Source organism: Nocardiopsis listeri, assembly GCF_020741345.1.
Taxonomy (GTDB): Bacteria; Actinomycetota; Actinomycetes; order Streptosporangiales; family Streptosporangiaceae; genus Nocardiopsis; species Nocardiopsis listeri_A.
Genome location: NZ_DYZD01000195.1, coordinates 1 through 15,745, shown reverse-complemented (window position 1 = coordinate 15,745; position 15,745 = coordinate 1). Strand labels below are relative to the sequence as shown.

Below are 15,745 nucleotides of genomic sequence, written 5' to 3'. Positions count from 1 at the left end.
GCTTCCACCAGCACACGACCGCCCACGCCGTGCATGGCCGTATAGACCACCGACAGGTCCCGGTCCTCGCCCAGGGGCAGCGCGGTGACGGCGTCCAGGTAGCGGTCCAGTGCCTCGGGTCCCAGCACCGTCCAGTCCCGCCCCATCGGCAGGTCGCCCACGGGTCCGACCGCGTCGATGGCCGCGGAGATCTCGGCGTCCACCGGAGCGACGATCTGGCTTCCGGCGTCGTCCCCGGCACCGCCCACGTACACCTTGTAGCCGTTGTCCTTGGGCGGGTTGTGGCTGGCGGTGACCACGATCCCCGCGTCCGCGTCCAGGTCGCGCAGGGTGTGGGCGAGCACCGGGGTGGGCAAAGGCTCCGCCAGCACGGACACGCGGTGACCGGCCCCGGTGAGGACGGCGGCGCTGTCGTGGGCGAAGTCCGCCGACCGGTACCGGGCGTCATAGCCGATGACCACGTGCTTGTCGCCCTCCCCCAGCCAGGAGGCGATGCCCGCCGCGGCCCTCATGACCACCACCCGGTTCATCCGGTTGGGCCCGGCTCCGAGCTCACCGCGCAGACCGGCCGTGCCGAACTCCAGCCCGGTGGCGAACCGGTCCCGCAGGTCGGCCAGTGCGGCCTCGTCCGCGGTCTCGGCTCGGGCGATCAGGTCGGACAGTTCGCGCCGGGTGACGGGGTCCGGGTCCTGGGCGTACCAGTCCCGTGCCCGGGCGAGGAGTTCGGTGGCGGTCAAAGCAGAACCTTCCGAGTGGAGCCGCTGATGGTGGGGCGTCCCGACGACCTTGCCCGCAGCGCCGGCTGCGGCACCGAGATGGGCGCTGCGAGCGAGATCGTTCGGTCAGAGCTTGGCGACGACGTCGGCCAGCAGGCGGCCGACGGTCTCGGCGGAGTCGCGTCCGGTGGCCAGGACCTCCTGGTGGTCGAGGTTGGCGCCCTTCAGACCCGCGGCGATGTTGGTGACAAGGGACATGCCGAGCACCTGGGCACCGGCCGCACGGGCCGCGATGGCCTCCAGCACGGTGGACATGCCGACCAGGTCGGCGCCCAGGGCCCGGAGCATGCGGACCTCGGCGGGCGTTTCGAAGTGCGGGCCGGGCATGGCCGCGTAGACGCCCTCGCGCAGGTCCGGGACCACGTCGTGGGCGATGGCCCGCAGTTCGGGACTGTAGGTCTGGCTCAGGTCGACGAAGTCGGCACCGGACAGCGGCGACTTCGCGGTCATGTTGATGTGGTCGGAGAGCATCACCGGGGAACCGACGGCGTAGTCGGTGTTGATGCCGCCCGCGGCGTTGGTGAGCACGATCGTCCGGGCCCCGGCGGCGACGGCGGTGCGTACACCGTGCACGACGGCGTCGGTCCCGTGGCCCTCGTACAGGTGGGTGCGGCCCAGGAAGGCGAGGATGTTCCGGTCGCCGTCACCGATGGAGCGGATGGTGCCGCTGTGGCCGTCCACGGCCGGCTTCAGGAAACCGGAGAGCTCCGACGAGGGCAGTTCGTGCTTGGCGTCGCCGAGCAGATCGGCGGCGGGCGCCCACCCGGAACCCATCACCAGGGCGATGTCGTAGCCGTCCACACCGGTGCGTTCGCGCAGTTCGTTTGCGGCCTGCTCGGCGGCGGCCTGGGGCGTGCGAGTCACTGCGGGTTCTCCGTTCGTCGGTGCCGCGGGCGCGGCTCGGGGCGGACTTCGATGTCCAGGGGACGTGCCATCACGTACTGGGGGCCCGCGTTCCCGGGGACGATGTTCCCGGTGAAGGCGAAGCCCGCGGCGGCGTAGGCACGCTGGGCCGAGAGGTTGGCCCGATTCACGCAGAGCACGATCTTCTCCGCGTTCGGGGCGACCGTCGAGACCGATCGGTCGAGCAGGGGCGGGGCGCAGGAGGTACGACCGACCCCTCGTCCCTGCCATTGTGGCGTGACGTAGTAGGCGCGCATGAGCACCGCCCGCTCCGGCGCGTCGACCGGTAGCGCACCGACGTTCGCGTCGAGGACGCCGAACCCCGCGCAGCGTGCGCGCGCCTCCCGCTCCCCGTCGATCACCGCTTCCCCGACCACGATCGCGTAGGGAAGGCGCGCGGGGTCGGCGTCCGCTTCGGGCAGGGTCTGCGCGGGCAGCCCGGTGAAGCGGAGCTGCTCGGGCGGCAGTTCGTGGTCGAGCAACTCCTTGCGCAGGGCGGTGGTCTCCGGCGTGGCCCGGTCCAGCGGGACCAGGCGCACGTCGGGACGTTCATGGTCCACGGTCAACTCGGTTCCGGGAGTCGTGGCACCGGGTGGGATCCGGTCTGCAAAGGTCGGGCGAACACGCTTTGGGGCCCGTGTTCACCGGCGTCGTAGTGGCGACCGGTGGGTTCGAACCCTGCGGCGCGGTAGGCGCGTTCGCCGCCCTCGTTGCCCTCGTTGAGGCACAGGACGATCTGTTCGGCGCGAGGGGCGACCTGGACGACGAGCAGGTCGAGCAGCGGGGCCGAGCACGCGGTGCGGCCGATCCCCCTGCCCTGGTGTTCGGGTGCGACGTAGAAGGCGCGCAAGAGCACCGCCTTGTCGGGTTCGTCGACGATCTCGCGCAGGGCCCCGCGTCGGTCGATGATGCCGAACCCGACGCAGGCGTCCAGGGCGCCTGCGCGGTCGGACAGGTCGCCCTCGGTGAGGACGATGGCGTACGGGAAGCGTTCGGGGTCGTCGTCGGCACGGGGCAGGGTGTGCACCGCCTCGTCGACGAACCTGCGCTGTCCGGGGGCGACCCGTTGGCGGGCCACCACCTCACGGAGCAGGTCGACCTCGGGGTTGTTGCGGTCCAGGCGGACCAGGCGCAGTCCGGGGACCGTGCGGTGTTCGGGAACGGGGGGCTGTACCTCTTCGGGGGTGTTCGCCGGCACCTTCATCCTCCACTCGCTGTCGGAGCGGGCCCGTCTCGATCGCGGAGCGGGCCCGACCGTCAGTCTTACACTCCGACCGGATGCCAAACCGTCTTGGTCTCCAGGAAGGGCGTCATGCGAGAGGTTCCGGGGTCGGTGTCGAGCCAGGCCTCCTCGCCGCCGTGGGTCTGCGGTCCGGGTCGCAGCACCCGGGTGAGGGTGGTGGCGGCGGTCCTCTCGAACTCCACGGCCTGCTCGCCCGTACCGGTCAGGTCCAGGGCGTTGACATCGGCGTGCGCGGCCAGGTGCGGACCGATCTCACCCACCCTGCCGGTGAGGATGTTGACGACCCCGCCGGGAACGTCGGAGGTGGCGAGCACCTCGGCGAGCTCGATCGCCGGCAGCGGCGCGGTCTCTGAGGAGACCACCACGGCGGTGTTGCCGGTGGCGATGACCGGGGCCAACACCGAGGTCAGTCCCAGCAGCGGCGCGCCCTGGGGCGCGAACACCACGACCACACCGGTCGGTTCGGGCGCCGAGTGGTTGTAGTACGGCCCGGCGACGGGGTTGGCACCCCCGATGACCTGGGCGAACTTGTCGGTCCAGCCGGCGTAGTAAACCCAGCGGTCCACGGCGGCCCGCACGTAGCGGTCGGCCTTCGCCCGGGTGATCCCCTGGGCGGCGACCAGTTGCTCGGCGAACTGGGCGTGCCGCCCCTCCATGACCTCGGCGATCCGGTAGAGGATCTGGCCGCGGTTGTAGGCGGTGCGTCCGGACCAGCCGCCGAAGGCCTTGCGGGCCGTGGCGACGGAGTCACGGGCGTCCTTGCGGGAGGCCAGCGAGGCGTTGGCCAGGTGGGTGCCGTCCGCAGAGGTCACGGGGTAGCTCCTGCCCGACTCCGAGCGGGGGAAGGCCCCGCCCAGGTAGAGCTTGTAGGTCTTCTTCACCGCCAGGCGGGCCGGGACCTCGGCGCTGTCCTCGGCCGGGGTCTTGGCCGCGCCCTCGCCCTTCTTCTTGTTCTCGCGCCGCTCAGCCAAGGTAGGCCTCCAAACCGTGTCGCCCGCCCTCGCGGCCGTATCCCGACTCCTTGTAGCCTCCGAAGGGGCTGGTCGGGTCGAACTTGTTGAACGTGTTGGACCAGATGACGCCGGCGCGCAGACGCTCGGCGGTCCAGAGCATGCGCGAGCCCTTCTCGGTCCACACCCCGGCGGAGAGTCCGTAGGGAGTGTTGTTGGCCTTGGTCACGGCCTCTTCGGGTGTGCGGAAGGTCAGCACCGACAGCACCGGGCCGAAGATCTCCTCGCGCGCCACCCGGTGGGACTGGCTGACACCGGTCAGCACGGTGGGCGCGAACCAGTAGCCGGACTCGGGCAGGTCGCAGGCCGGCGACCAACGCTCCACACCCTCCTCGTCGGCGGTGTCGGTGAGCTCGCGGATCCGCTCCAACTGGGCGGCGGAGTTGATCGCGCCGATGTCGGTGTTCTTGTCCAGCGGGTCGCCCAGGCGCAGCTTGGCGATGCGGGCCTTGAGCCGGGGCAGGAACTCCTCGGCGATGGACTCCTGGATCAGCAGACGCGAGCCGGCGCAGCACACGTGGCCCTGGTTGAAGAAGATCCCGGAGACCACGCCCTCCACGGCCTGGTCGATGGCCGCGTCGTCGTAGACGATGTTGGCGCCCTTGCCGCCCAGTTCCAGGGTGAGGCGCTTGTCGGTGCCGGCCACGGACCGCGCGATCTGTCGGCCCACCTCGGTGGAGCCGGTGAAGGCGACCTTGTCGGTGCCCGGGTGCTCGACCAGGGCCCGACCGGTCTCGCCCGCACCGGTGAGGATGTTGACCACGCCCGGGGGCAGGTCGGCCTCCTGGCAGATCTCGGCGAAGACCAGCGCGGTGAGCGGGGTGGTCTCGGCCGGTTTGAGCACCACGGTGTTGCCGGTGGCCAACGCCGGGGCGATCTTCCACGCCAGCATCAGGAGCGGGAAGTTCCACGGGATGACCTGGGCGGCCACGCCCAGCGGCCTCGGGTTCGGCCCGAACCCGGCGTGGGAGAGCTTGTCGGCCCAACCGGCGTAGTAGAAGAAGTGCGCGGCGACCAGCGGAACGTCGACGTCGCGGGTCTCCTTGATGGGCTTGCCGTTGTCCAGCGTCTCCAGGACGGCCAGCTCGCGCGAACGCTCCTGGATGATCCGGGCGACGCGGAACAGGTACTTGCCGCGCTCGGCACCGCTCATGCGGCCCCACACGGTCTCTTGGGCGCGGCGGGCGGCGGCGACGGCGCGGTCGACGTCGGCCGCACCGGCCACGGCCACCCGGGCGAGCCCTTCCTCGTCGGCCGGGTTGAGGCTGGTGATGTACTCACCGCCCTGGGCCGGGGTGAACTCGCCGTCGACGAACAGGTCGTAGGTCTCGCGCAGGCTGACGACGGAGCGGGACTCCGGTGCGGGCGCGTACTCGAAGATCACGGCTAGTCCTGCGTGTAGTAGTCGGGGCCCGGGTAGGTGCCGGTGGACAGCCTGGTGCGCTGCATGAGCAGGTCGTTGAGCAGGCTGGAGGCACCGATCCGGAACAGGTCCGGGGTGAGCCACTCGGGCCCGGCGGTCTCGTTGACCAGCACCAGGTTGCGGATGGCGTCCTTGGTGTTACGGATGCCGCCGGCGGGTTTGACTCCGACCCTGCGGCCGGTCGCGGCGTGGTGGTCGCGCACGGCCTCCAGCATGATGAGCGTGACCGGAAGCGTGGCGGCCGGGGCCACCTTGCCGGTGGAGGTCTTGATGAAGTCGCCGCCTGCGCGCATGGCCAGGTGGGAGGCGCGGCGCACGTTGTCGTAGGTGTTCAGCTCACCGGTCTCCAGGATGACCTTCAGGTGGGCGTCCCCGCAGGCCTCCTTGACCGCGACGATCTCCTCGTGGACCTTCAGGTAGTCGCCGGACAGGAACGCGCCGCGATCGATGACCATGTCGATCTCGCTCGCGCCGTCGGCCACGGCCCTCCGGGTGTCGGCGAGCTTGACGTCCAGGGGCGCGCGCCCGGCGGGGAAGGCGGTGGCGACCGAGGCCACGCCGATGCCGGTGCCGCGCAGCGCCGCCACGGCGGTGGCGACCATGTCCGGGTAGACGCACACGGCGCCCACCTTCGGCACGGTGCGGTCGGCCGGGTCGGGCAGGGCGGCCTTGGCGCACAGGGACCGGACCTTGCCCGGGGTGTCGGCGCCTTCGAGGGTGGTCAGGTCCACCATGGAGATCGCCAGGTCGATGGCGACCGCCTTGGCGGTGGTCTTGATGGACCGGGTGGACAGGTCCTGGGCCCGGGCCCGTGCGCCGACCTCGTCGACACCGGGCAGGCCGTACAGATAGGCCCGGAGCGCGTGGTTCGTGGTCGCCTCGGGCGCGGTCGCGGTGTGTGACACGGGCACCTACAGCTTCGTCGGTTCACTGTGACCGTCCGCCACCGGTTGGGCGGGGACGGCGGGTCCCGGGCCGGCCGCGGGGGCTCCGCGTCCCGGCCGGGGCCGTCAGGCAGTCACCATAACCCCGGGCTCCGCCGGTGACATCGCCTCGCGTGTTCGGGTCCGTCAAGGTTGGAGAAGTCTCCAAGCCGGATATCTCGTGATCATCGTTCTTTCCTCCCAATGCACGCTCGAATCACCCCAAAACGGCGCTTTCACCGGCTTGAATCACCCACCTTGGGCCAGGTGCGGTCTAGACCGGACCACTCCCCTGGACGACTCGGAGCGAGCACGGACGTCGCCCTTCGCGGCTACTCTGGGTGCCATGGCGGAATTCCGGATCAGCAGTGACGACGCCCAGGTCGACCTGCGGAAGATGGCGGTCGCCCTGGCCGAGTCCCAGGGGTGGGCGCGCGACGACGTGAGCATCTGGGACAACCGGCGTGGAGAGGTGATCGTGACCGTCGACGACGCCCTGCTGCGCAAACCCGTCGCGGACCCGGAGCACCGACCCCGGCACACTCCGCACGCCGTGCACGAGGCCTGTGAGCTGATCCGCCGGGAGGACCCGTCACTGCGCGGGGTGGACTTCGCCTTCCTCAAGGCCGAGTCGGCCCGCTTCTTCTCCGCCGGGTGGACCCTGGCCGACCTTCGGCACGCCCTCCTCGAACGCCCCGACGGGTCGGTCTGGGACCGGGGCGAGGAGTTCCGGGGCGGACGTTGGTTCGTCCATCGTCTGGCCGCCTGGAAGACCCCCGACGGCGACATCCGCCCCTCCCATTCCCAGGAGGCCTCCCAGCTGCGGGTGATCGGCAGGGCCGGGCTGCCCATGGACATCGGGTTGCCCGAGGACGCCGAACTCTCACAGCGGCCGGTGGCCCGCCCGGAGGTGGCGCGTTCGGCGGCCGACGACGCCCGCCGGCTGATCCGGCAGAACACCCGGACCACCACCGACTCGCTCGCCCACCGGGACCGTACCTCGGCCAACATCCGAAGGCCCCGGGACCGCTGAGCGGTTCGCCCGGCCGGCTCGCTCAGCCGCGCCGGTCCCGGCCGCCGACCTCGTCCATGAGCACCGCCGCGCCCTCGGCGACCTTGCCCAGGCCGAGTTCGAGCGGGCCGCGTCCGAGCAGCAGGCGCCACAGGGTCGCGAACACGAACGAGCCGAGGATGAACCATTCCAGGTAGAACGGTCCGCCCGCGGCGTTCTCCGGGTGGAGGGCGACGATGACCGCCAGGACGAGGATGTGCCCGGTGTAGACGGTCAACGGCATCCGGCCCACCGAGGTGAGCGGGTACATCACGCGCGGCAGCCGCTCGGCCAGCAGCATGCAGATCACCAGCACCAGCAACGCCTGGCCGACCGCCTCGAAGATCTCGAAGGTGGTCCCGGTGTGCGGGGTTCCCACCGCCAGCCACCACCAGCTGTCCGTGTGCACCTGGCCGCTGATGCTGTGCATGGCGTCGATGGTGTTCCAGCGCAGTTCCTCGGCGGTCTCGGCGTCCACCGAGCTCAGCGGCGAACCGTTGAGGAAGGTGCTGTGGGCCTCGGTGAGCCGGTCCAGGCCGCCCATCGGGTAGAGCAGCACCCACGGTCCCAGATAGCCGATGGCGGTCATGATCGCGCCGCCCACGACCATACGCACGCGCACCACCGTCGCGGTCAGGTCCGTGCGGCCCACCGCCATGCCCGCGAACATGAACGCCATGAAGGTGATGGCCGGGTAGTAGCCGGTGAGGAAGAACTCCGAGAAGGAGGTGAGGGCTCCGGTACGCGGCTGCGCGGGGAACAGGTCCTGACGCAGCAGGAAGGACACGATCGGGCCGAAAACGGCCAGGGTCGCGGCGGCGATCCACAACACGACCGCCCGAGCGCGGATCAACGGCAGCGCAAGGACGAAGAACCCGGCGTAGTAGGTGAGGATGATGGCCACCGGGACCGCGAGCGAGTCCAGGAACAGACCGAGCAGACCGATGACCAGCGACCGGGCCACGATCTTGACCATCACCCGATGCAGCGGCCGGCCCGAGACCGGTTCGGCGCGTCCGCTCATCAGGGCCAGGGACACTCCGGCGAGGAAGGCGAAGAGCGCCGAGGAGTTGCCCCGGACCAGGCCGTGCAGCTCCCAGCCCTGTTCCTCGGGCAGCAGCCCGAAGGAGACCACCCCGAGGTGGACCGCGAACATGCCGAAGACCGCGAGCGCCCGAGCGGCGTCGATGCCGTCGACACGATTCCTGGCGGGGGGACGGTCGTCGGGGAGGGTGCCGGTGTCGTCAGACTGGTTCTGTGCCACGTTCGTCAGGCTATGCCGCTTGCGCGTGGCTCTCCAACGTCCTGACGTTCTTCTAACGGCCACACCCGGCCGGCCCGAGGGCCCGCCCACGAAGCAACCCCGGGGCGTGAACCACGTCCTGTGAAGCGGGCCCGGGGAGCGCGAGCGCCCCGGGCCCGATGTTCGACGTGGGCCGGCCGTTCGTGGGCCGGGTCAGCCCCCGTCGACGATCTCGCTGAAGTGGTCCAACGCCTCGGGGTTGGCCAGCGAGTCGCGGCTGGCCACCTTCTCCGGGCTCTCGCCCATGAGGATCCGCTTGACCGGGACCTCCAGCACCTTGCCGGACAGGGTCCGTGGCACCGCGGCGATGGCGCGGACCCGGTCCGGGACGTGTCGGGGCGAACAGTCGGTGCGGATTCTGCGGGCGATCTCCTTGGGCACGTCGCCCTCCAGGTCGGCACCCTCGCGCAGCACCACGAACAGTTCGATCCGGGAGGAGCCGTCCTGTTGTGGAACGTCCACCACCAGGGCGTCCAGGACGTCGTCCAGGGCCAGGACCGCCCGGTAGATCTCACTGGTGCCCATGCGCACGCCACCGCGGTTGATGGTGGAGTCCGAGCGGCCGTAGATGATCGCGGTGCCCCGGTCGGTGATCTCGATCCAGTCGCCGTGCCGCCAGATCCCCGGGTAGACGGCGAAGTAGCTGTCGTGCAGGCGCGAACCGTCGGTGTCGCCCCACAGGAACACCGGCATGGACGGCGCGGGCTCGGTGACCACGAGCTCGCCGACCTCCCCGATGAGTTCCTTGCCGTCGGGGTCCCAGGAGGCCACCGCCATGCCCAGGGCACGGGACTGGATCTCGCCCTCGTACACGGGGAGGGTGGGGGTACCTCCGACCAGGCAGCTGCAGATGTCCGTGCCGCCGCTGGTGGAGAAGAGCCACAGGTCCGGACCGAGCTGCTCGTACACCCAGGAGAACGCCTCGGGGCTGAGCGGGGAACCGGTGGAACCGATCGCCTTGAGCGCGGACAGGTCGCGACCCTCGCGCGGGACCACGCCCTCCTTCATGCAGGAGGACAGGTACCCGGCGCTGGTACCGAACACGGTCACCCCGGCCTCGGCGGCCAGGTCCCACAACGCCTCCATGTTCGGGGCCGCGGGGCTACCGTCGTACAGGACGATGGAGGCCTTGGTCAGCAACACGCTGACCAGGAAGTTCCACATCATCCACCCGGTGGTGGTGAACCACAGGACCCGGTCGTGCTCCTGGGCGTCCAGGTGCAGGTTCAGGTTCTTGAGCTGTTCGAGGAGGATGCCGCCGTGACCCTGGACGATGGCCTTGGGCAGACCGGTGGTGCCCGAGGAGTAGAGCACCCACAGGGGGTGGTCGAAGGGGACGGGGGCGAAGCTCAGTTCGGTGCCCGCACCGGAGGCCACCAGGTCGGCCCAGGGCAGGGCGCCCTCCAGCCCGGCGCCGGGGGTCAGGTGGTCGAGCAGGACCGTGCGTTCCACCGTGGGCAGGGCCGCGCGCAGTTCCTCCACCACGGGACGGCGGTCGAAGTCCTTGCCTCCGTACCGGTAACCGTCCACGGCCAACAGCACCTTCGGTTCGATCTGGGCGAACCGGTCGATGACGCTGCGCACGCCGAAGTCGGGCGAGCAGGAGGACCAGATGGCACCGAGGGAGGCCACGGCGTAGAACGCGGCGGCCGTCTCGGGCAGGTTCGGCAGATAGGCGGCGACCCGGTCGCCCACGCCGACACCGAGTTCGCGCAGTCCGGCCGCGATGGCCGCGGTGCGCTCGCGCAGTTCGCCCCAGGTCCACTCACCGAGTCCGCGCAGTTCGGTGGCGTGCCGGATCGCGACGGCGTCGTCGTCACGGTCCTCGAAGATGTGTCGGGCGTAGTTGAGGGTGGCGCCGGGGAACCACCGCGCCCCCGGCATGCTCCGGTCGGCCAGGACCGCCTCGTAGGGGGTGTCGGCCCGGACCCCGTAGTAGTCCCAGATGGAGGCCCAGAACCCGTCGACGTCGGTGACCGACCAGCGCCACAGGGCGTCGTAGTCGAAGTCCCGCGCCCGGGTGGAGTCGCCGCCGAAGGCGTCGACACCCTTCTCCTGTGCGGCCCATCGTGCGAACGCCACGATGTTGGCGGAGTCGATCCGCCGCTCGTCGGGTTCCCAGAGCACACGGGGCACGCTGCTCTCCGTCATTGGCCCGCCTTCCGATCGCGTCGCTGTGCGTTGCTTCGAGACCCATCTAACAACACGCCGTGCCCGCGATCACGGGCCGGTCCGACCTAGTGGATCCAACGGTGTTCGCAGGTCACCATGGTCGCCGAAGAACGTGGGAACCCCACCTCCGAAGCTTCGGAAAGAGTGGGGTTCCTACGTTGACCCACGGCCGGATCCCCTTTCGTGGACCACGGGGCGGCCGTTCGGGCACCGGAGGGGACGCCGAGCGAAGACCGCTCAGCTCAGGGACATCACCGTGGCGACGGCCTCGGCGGGCGAGTCGACGACCACGGCACCGGTGGCCTCCAAGCGCTCTCGGGACATCAGGCCACTGGCGACCAGGATCGGCTGCGCACCCGCCTCGCGCGCCGCGCGGGCGTCGTCGTCGATGTCGCCGATGAGGACGACCCGGGCCGGGTCCAGGTCCTGGTGGCGCAGGTGGTGGACCAAGTGCTCGGCCTTGGAGTCCTGTTCGGTCTCGAACCTGCGTCCGTCGACCCGGGTGAAGTGCGGGGTGAGCCCGCGTTCGCCGATCAGCGGGACGAGGTGGTCATGGGAGGCCATGGACAGCAGCGACTGCGTGCCGCCCTTGCCGGCCCAGTCGTGCAGAACGTCGGGGACGCCGGGCGCGAGGTCGCACGTGGGCAGGTGCTTGACGTAGTTGGTGTCGTACAGTTCCTCGGCCCGGTCCCACTCCCCCTCGGCGAAGGAACGTCCGAGGAGCTCCTCGTAGCAGGGGATGAGCGGGCGTCGGAAGATCGAACGCCAGTACTCCAACTCGACGGGTTCGCGACCGAACCCCGCGCAGACGGCGTTGACCGCGGCGAGGTTGGCGTGGTTGTCGTCCAGGAGGGTTCCGTTCCAGTCCCAGACGATGTGGCGGGGGTTGCGGTTCTCGAAAGTCATCTCAGGCATCGGATGCACTTTACGGCCAGAAGCCGATTTCCGGTATGCGGTTTCGGCCACCCTCAGGCGGGACCTCCCAGGTCATGGCCGCCATATCCGTCGGGGCCGCCTTGAGCGGCCATCCGACGTTCCTCGCGGATCCGACGGCGTCGGCGCACGACCCACACCGAGAACAGCACCATCAGCGGGAACACGATGAGGATGAGCACCGGCAGCAGGATCGCCATCACCGAGGTCAGGAAGCTGACGACGTCCTCCAGGAAGGAGACCAGCGGGGCGGCCACGCCGAAGCTCATCGCGTTCATCACCGGCCTGGCCAGCGCCTTGACCAGGTGGAAGGCCAGGGCGATGAGGGCGCCGGCGATGACCGCGCCCCACGCCACCCCGCCGGAGGTGGACGCCGCACCGGAGGCCTCACCGGTGATCTCGGCCAGTTCCACGGTCGAGGCGCCCGCACCGAACGTGATCCCGCCGGCGGACGGTCGGATCACGGTCTGGACGACGTCGTTGAGGCTGTCCAGCGCGGGGATCTTGTCCGCCGCGAACTCCACGACCAACAGCACGGTGAGACTGATCAGGGTGATCGGGTGTTCCAACCAGGTCCAGGACGGGCCGAGCGGGATCAGCTCGGTGAATCGTGCGATCAACCCCACCAGAAGCAGGGGGACGTAGGCGTTGAGCCCGGACGCGGAGGCCAGGCCCAACCCGGTGAGGATGGCGAACATGCGGTTCCTTCGTACGCGATGGACTGCGATCGGCTCCGACTCCTCGAAGCCGGCCGTTGTCCATGTTGACGCTCCCGAAGGGCCTCTGGTTGTGGATTCCGCGCGGCCATCGGCGCTACGTCATTGCCGGTAGTCCTCGACCTCGGAGACCGGCCGGACCCTGGCGTCGTCGGGATCCTGCCCGAACTCGTTCTTGGCCCGACGCTGACGCAGCAGGTCCCAGCACTGGTCGAGCGCCTCCTCGACCTCCCTCATCCGACCGCGTTCGGCCGGTTCCAGGCCACCCGGTGTGGATCGGAGCGCGTGCTCCTCGTCCATCAAACCGCGGATGGTCGTCATGATGTCCTGTTCGGCGCTGTCGCTCATAACGCCATGGTCGGCACGGCCCGGAGACCGGGGCAAGGGTCGGGTACCCCGGATTGTCCGGTTCGGACCGAACGTTTACGCGAGGCCGGAAACGACACCGGAACCGTGACCCGGGGTCGAAGGTCCCGGCGACACGCACCGACCGACCCCGGCGGTCTGGGAAACTCCTACTACGGCCGCGTTGGTGGTGAATCGTTCCGTGTCGGCGGCCGGCCCGGCGGAATAGACCGGGAGACCCCGCCCTTGAATACCTTGAGGGGGTATTGTTATGGCAGCTGAGCAGGCACAACAGGGAAACGGCGGCATGACGGCGAACCACGGTTACAGCCACGACAAGCAGAGCCACATCAACCGACTCCGTCGCATCGAGGGGCAGATCCGCGGTTTGCAGCGCATGGTCGAGGACGACCAGTACTGCATCGACATCCTCACCCAGACCTCCGCCGTCAACAAGGCGCTGCGCTCCTTCGCGCTGTCCATGCTCGACGAACACCTCAAGCACTGCGTCGCCCACGCCGTGGCCAACGGCGGCGAGGAGGCCGAGGAGAAGGTCCGCGAGGCCTCCGACGCCATCGCCCGCCTGGTCCGTTCCTGACCACCGCCCCACTCCGCCGGTCACGGCTCACCGGCACCGCCCGGGACCTCGGGCCCGCGCGACCCACCTCGCCCAGGTCACGGCCGCCACCACGCTCCTCCTCCGCCGTCGACGCGACGACCGGAGAACGAGAAGGGCCCCGGAACCGCATCCTCCGACGGTTCCGGGGCCCTCGACAACGGCTTCGGCTCAGTCACCGTAGCGATCCCGTTCGTTCTCCCGTAGGCGCGCTCCCGCCTTCCGAGCGCCCTCCGCGTCCAGGTAGTCCACCTTCTCGTTGGCCACGAACGACGAGGGTCGTCCCTCGTCGGCGAACCCCATCCGGGCGACCTCTCCCCCGGTGAAGGCTCGGATCCCCCAGTTGGCGACGATCCGCGCCCGCGCCGTGGCCGAGGGCACCGACATCACGTGGTAGCCGCGGGTGACCCCCAGCGCCGGCAGACCGCTCAGATCGAACTGCATGATGCGGGCCAGCGCGTCACTGCCGCTCAGGTCCACAACGAGCCCCATGTCCTTGTGTCGGAACTCGCGCAGTGGCCGCCCCAGGATCGAGTGGACCACGTTCTGGGCCACGGTGGCCGCCTGCCTGCTGGCGTACTGGGCGGTGGGCGGGCAGTAGGCGCTCTCGGCGCTCGACAGGTCGGGCACGGCGGCCGCGTCGCCGATCGCGAACACGTCCGACCGGCCAGGGACGGCCAGGTCCGCGCCGACCTCCAGTCGGCCGCGCATCGTCGGCTTGCCGAGGGTCTCCATGAGCGGACTGGGTGAGACGCCCGCGGTCCAGATCAGGGTCCGACACGGCAGGGCCCGCCCGTCGGTCAGCACGACCTTGTCGGCGGTGACCTCACGGACGGTCACCTTGAGCTTGACCTCGATGCCCAGGTTCCGCAGCAGTTTCAGGGCCTTGCGGCCGAGTCGGTCACCGAGTTCGGGCAGGACCTTGGGCGCGATGTCGACCAGGTGCCAGCGGATCACCGAGCGCAGTTCCGGATAGAGGCGGGCGGCCTCCTCGCACAGGCGCATGAGCGAGGCCGCGGTCTCCACACCGGTGTAGCCGCCGCCGACCACCACGAAGCGGCAGCGCTCCTCACGTTCGATCGGGTCCTTGGAGTCGTTGGCCAGCTCCAGCTGGCCCAGCACGTGGTCGCGGAGCAGGACCGCCTCGGCGAGGGTCTTGGCCCCGTAAGCGTGCTCGGTCAGCCCGGGGATGTCGAACTCCCGGGTCAGACCACCGGGAGCCAGGACGAGCCGGTCGTAGGGCACCGGCGCGAGTTCGCCGGTGGGCCGCCGCACCACCACGGTGCGGTCCTGGGTGTCCACACCCACGGCGTGCCCGGGCACGAACCGGGTCTTCTTCATGAGCCGGTGCACAGACATGGCCACCGACTGCGGGGTGAGGAGCCCTGAGGCCACCTGGGGCAGCAGCGGACTGTAGAGCATGTAGTCGTTCGGTGCGACCAAGGCGATGTCGGCCGCACCGTTGGGTATGCGGCGTTCGAGGTGGCGCACGGTGTGAACTCCACCGAATCCCGCACCGACCACCACGATCCGAGGCCGAGACATGTGTTCACCGCTCCTTCTTCGTATCGGGGGCGGGACGTCCTTCGCGTCTGCGGGCCGTCGGACGCAGGAGTACCCACTTCACCGCCGTCGAATGTACGGGGCGGCGTTCCGTTTTCCCCGGTTCCCACACGGAACGTTCCGGGGACTTTGTCCTGCATTGCCTCTCCCCTCTGATGGCATACGGGAAATTCGAGGGAACGAGACCCCCTGTTTGTTGCCGGCACCGCCACTCGGCGCACACGCTTGATGACTGTGAGTGGTCATGCACGTACGGAAGGTGCTGACCCGTGACAGTGAGAGGGGCAAGGAACGTATATGCGCGCGTTCACCAGGATCGCCGCCACCACCATGCTGGCCGGGGGACTGACCGTGTTCGGTGTCGGGGCGGCCTTCGCCGACCCGCCGGACGAGGTGACCGAGCCCACCGAGGAGGTCACCGACACCACCGACGAGGTCACCGAACCCGTCGAGGAACTGTCGCCCGAAGCGGCCGCACTCCTCGAGGACCCGCAGGTCCAGGAGATCCTCGCCGACGAGGACGCCGTCGAGCTGCTCAGCGACCCCGAGACGCTGGAGACGCTGGAGGCCCTCTTCGAGCTGGAGGATCCGGCGGGCGCCCTGGAGGAGCTCGACCTTCCGGCGAGCACCGACGAGGCTCCGGAGGACGAAGCCCCGGGCGAGGCCGACGAGACCGATGAGGCGGCCGGCGACGCTCCCGAGGAGAACGTCACCCAGCCGGTGGAGGGCGCCACCGAGGACGCGGGAACCTCCTAGGATCCCGAGCCA

The 15,745-nt window shown here is 70.0% G+C and carries 15 protein-coding genes and 1 pseudogene; 3 read left to right on the top strand and 13 right to left on the bottom strand.

The genetic code is table 11. The features are described from left to right. From K8V84_RS10785 to deoC, 7 genes and pseudogenes are all read right to left on the bottom strand, one after another. A pseudogene (locus tag K8V84_RS10785) lies at window positions 1–737 on the bottom strand (phospho-sugar mutase); the annotation flags it as partial. A gap of 105 nt (window positions 738–842) precedes the next feature. Then, entirely contained in the window at window positions 843–1,640 is a 798-nt protein-coding gene (locus K8V84_RS10780) for a purine-nucleoside phosphorylase (protein ID WP_304073790.1), read from the bottom strand. Beyond that, window positions 1,637–2,239 (bottom strand): GNAT family N-acetyltransferase, encoded by a 603-nt coding sequence (locus tag K8V84_RS10775; RefSeq protein ID WP_304073788.1) that lies wholly within the window; start codon window positions 2,237–2,239, stop codon window positions 1,637–1,639. The genes K8V84_RS10780 and K8V84_RS10775 overlap by 4 nt, the downstream gene beginning before the upstream one ends. Before the next feature lie 2 nt (window positions 2,240–2,241). Next, window positions 2,242–2,877: a GNAT family N-acetyltransferase gene (locus K8V84_RS10770; RefSeq protein ID WP_304073786.1), complete on the bottom strand. Its 636-nt coding sequence runs from the start codon at window positions 2,875–2,877 to the stop codon at window positions 2,242–2,244. Between the two features lie 65 nt (window positions 2,878–2,942). Then, the gene (locus K8V84_RS10765; RefSeq protein ID WP_304073784.1) at window positions 2,943–3,893 is read right to left on the bottom strand and encodes an aldehyde dehydrogenase; all 951 of its coding nucleotides are present in this window, start codon (window positions 3,891–3,893) and stop codon (window positions 2,943–2,945) included. Further along, complete coding sequence (locus tag K8V84_RS10760) at window positions 3,886–5,316, bottom strand: aldehyde dehydrogenase family protein (RefSeq protein ID WP_304073782.1); 1,431 nt, start codon at window positions 5,314–5,316, stop codon at window positions 3,886–3,888. Before K8V84_RS10760 ends, K8V84_RS10765 begins: the two co-directional genes overlap by 8 nt. 2 nt (window positions 5,317–5,318) lie before the next feature. Next, window positions 5,319–6,266 (bottom strand): deoxyribose-phosphate aldolase, encoded by a 948-nt coding sequence (deoC, locus tag K8V84_RS10755; protein ID WP_304073780.1) that lies wholly within the window; start codon window positions 6,264–6,266, stop codon window positions 5,319–5,321. Window positions 6,267–6,624: 358 nt separating this feature from the next. Here deoC and K8V84_RS10750 point away from each other — a divergent pair, with 358 nt between their 5' ends. Beyond that, window positions 6,625–7,311: a hypothetical protein gene (locus K8V84_RS10750; protein WP_304073778.1), complete on the top strand. Its 687-nt coding sequence runs from the start codon at window positions 6,625–6,627 to the stop codon at window positions 7,309–7,311. Between the two features lie 22 nt (window positions 7,312–7,333). Here the strand turns inward: K8V84_RS10750 and K8V84_RS10745 are convergent, their stop codons facing one another. The 5 genes from K8V84_RS10745 to K8V84_RS10725 all read right to left on the bottom strand — a co-directional run bounded on the left by K8V84_RS10745 (window position 7,334) and on the right by K8V84_RS10725 (window position 12,801). Beyond that, window positions 7,334–8,593, bottom strand: coding sequence for a heparan-alpha-glucosaminide N-acetyltransferase domain-containing protein (locus K8V84_RS10745; RefSeq protein ID WP_304073777.1), 1,260 nt, complete (start codon window positions 8,591–8,593; stop codon window positions 7,334–7,336). 192 nt (window positions 8,594–8,785) lie between these two features. Further along, window positions 8,786–10,783 carry an acetoacetate--CoA ligase gene (locus K8V84_RS10740; protein ID WP_304073776.1) on the bottom strand — a complete coding sequence of 666 codons (1,998 nt, stop codon included), beginning with the start codon at window positions 10,781–10,783 and terminating at the stop codon, window positions 8,786–8,788. A 258-nt stretch (window positions 10,784–11,041) separates the two neighbouring features. Beyond that, window positions 11,042–11,719, bottom strand: a complete 678-nt coding sequence (locus tag K8V84_RS10735) for an HAD family hydrolase (protein ID WP_304073773.1) — start codon at window positions 11,717–11,719, stop codon at window positions 11,042–11,044. A 53-nt stretch (window positions 11,720–11,772) separates the two neighbouring features. Continuing rightward, window positions 11,773–12,435 carry a DUF4126 domain-containing protein gene (locus tag K8V84_RS10730; RefSeq protein ID WP_304073771.1) on the bottom strand — a complete coding sequence of 221 codons (663 nt, stop codon included), beginning with the start codon at window positions 12,433–12,435 and terminating at the stop codon, window positions 11,773–11,775. 120 nt (window positions 12,436–12,555) lie between these two features. After that, a complete protein-coding gene (locus tag K8V84_RS10725; protein WP_304073769.1) occupies window positions 12,556–12,801 on the bottom strand; it encodes a DUF2630 family protein in 246 nt (81 codons plus the stop codon). Window positions 12,802–13,105: 304 nt separating this feature from the next. Here K8V84_RS10725 and K8V84_RS10720 point away from each other — a divergent pair, with 304 nt between their 5' ends. Then, window positions 13,106–13,396 carry a metal-sensitive transcriptional regulator gene (locus K8V84_RS10720; protein ID WP_304073792.1) on the top strand — a complete coding sequence of 97 codons (291 nt, stop codon included), beginning with the start codon at window positions 13,106–13,108 and terminating at the stop codon, window positions 13,394–13,396. Window positions 13,397–13,585: 189 nt separating this feature from the next. On the opposite strand, the gene K8V84_RS10715 is transcribed toward K8V84_RS10720, so the two are convergent. Beyond that, on the bottom strand, window positions 13,586–14,959 hold the full coding sequence (locus tag K8V84_RS10715) for an NAD(P)/FAD-dependent oxidoreductase (RefSeq protein WP_304073767.1): 1,374 nt from the start codon (window positions 14,957–14,959) through the stop codon (window positions 13,586–13,588). A 315-nt stretch (window positions 14,960–15,274) separates the two neighbouring features. Between K8V84_RS10715 and K8V84_RS10710 the strand changes: the two genes are divergently transcribed. Then, entirely contained in the window at window positions 15,275–15,733 is a 459-nt protein-coding gene (locus tag K8V84_RS10710) for a hypothetical protein (RefSeq protein ID WP_304073765.1), read from the top strand. Window positions 15,734–15,745 lie beyond the last annotated feature (12 nt).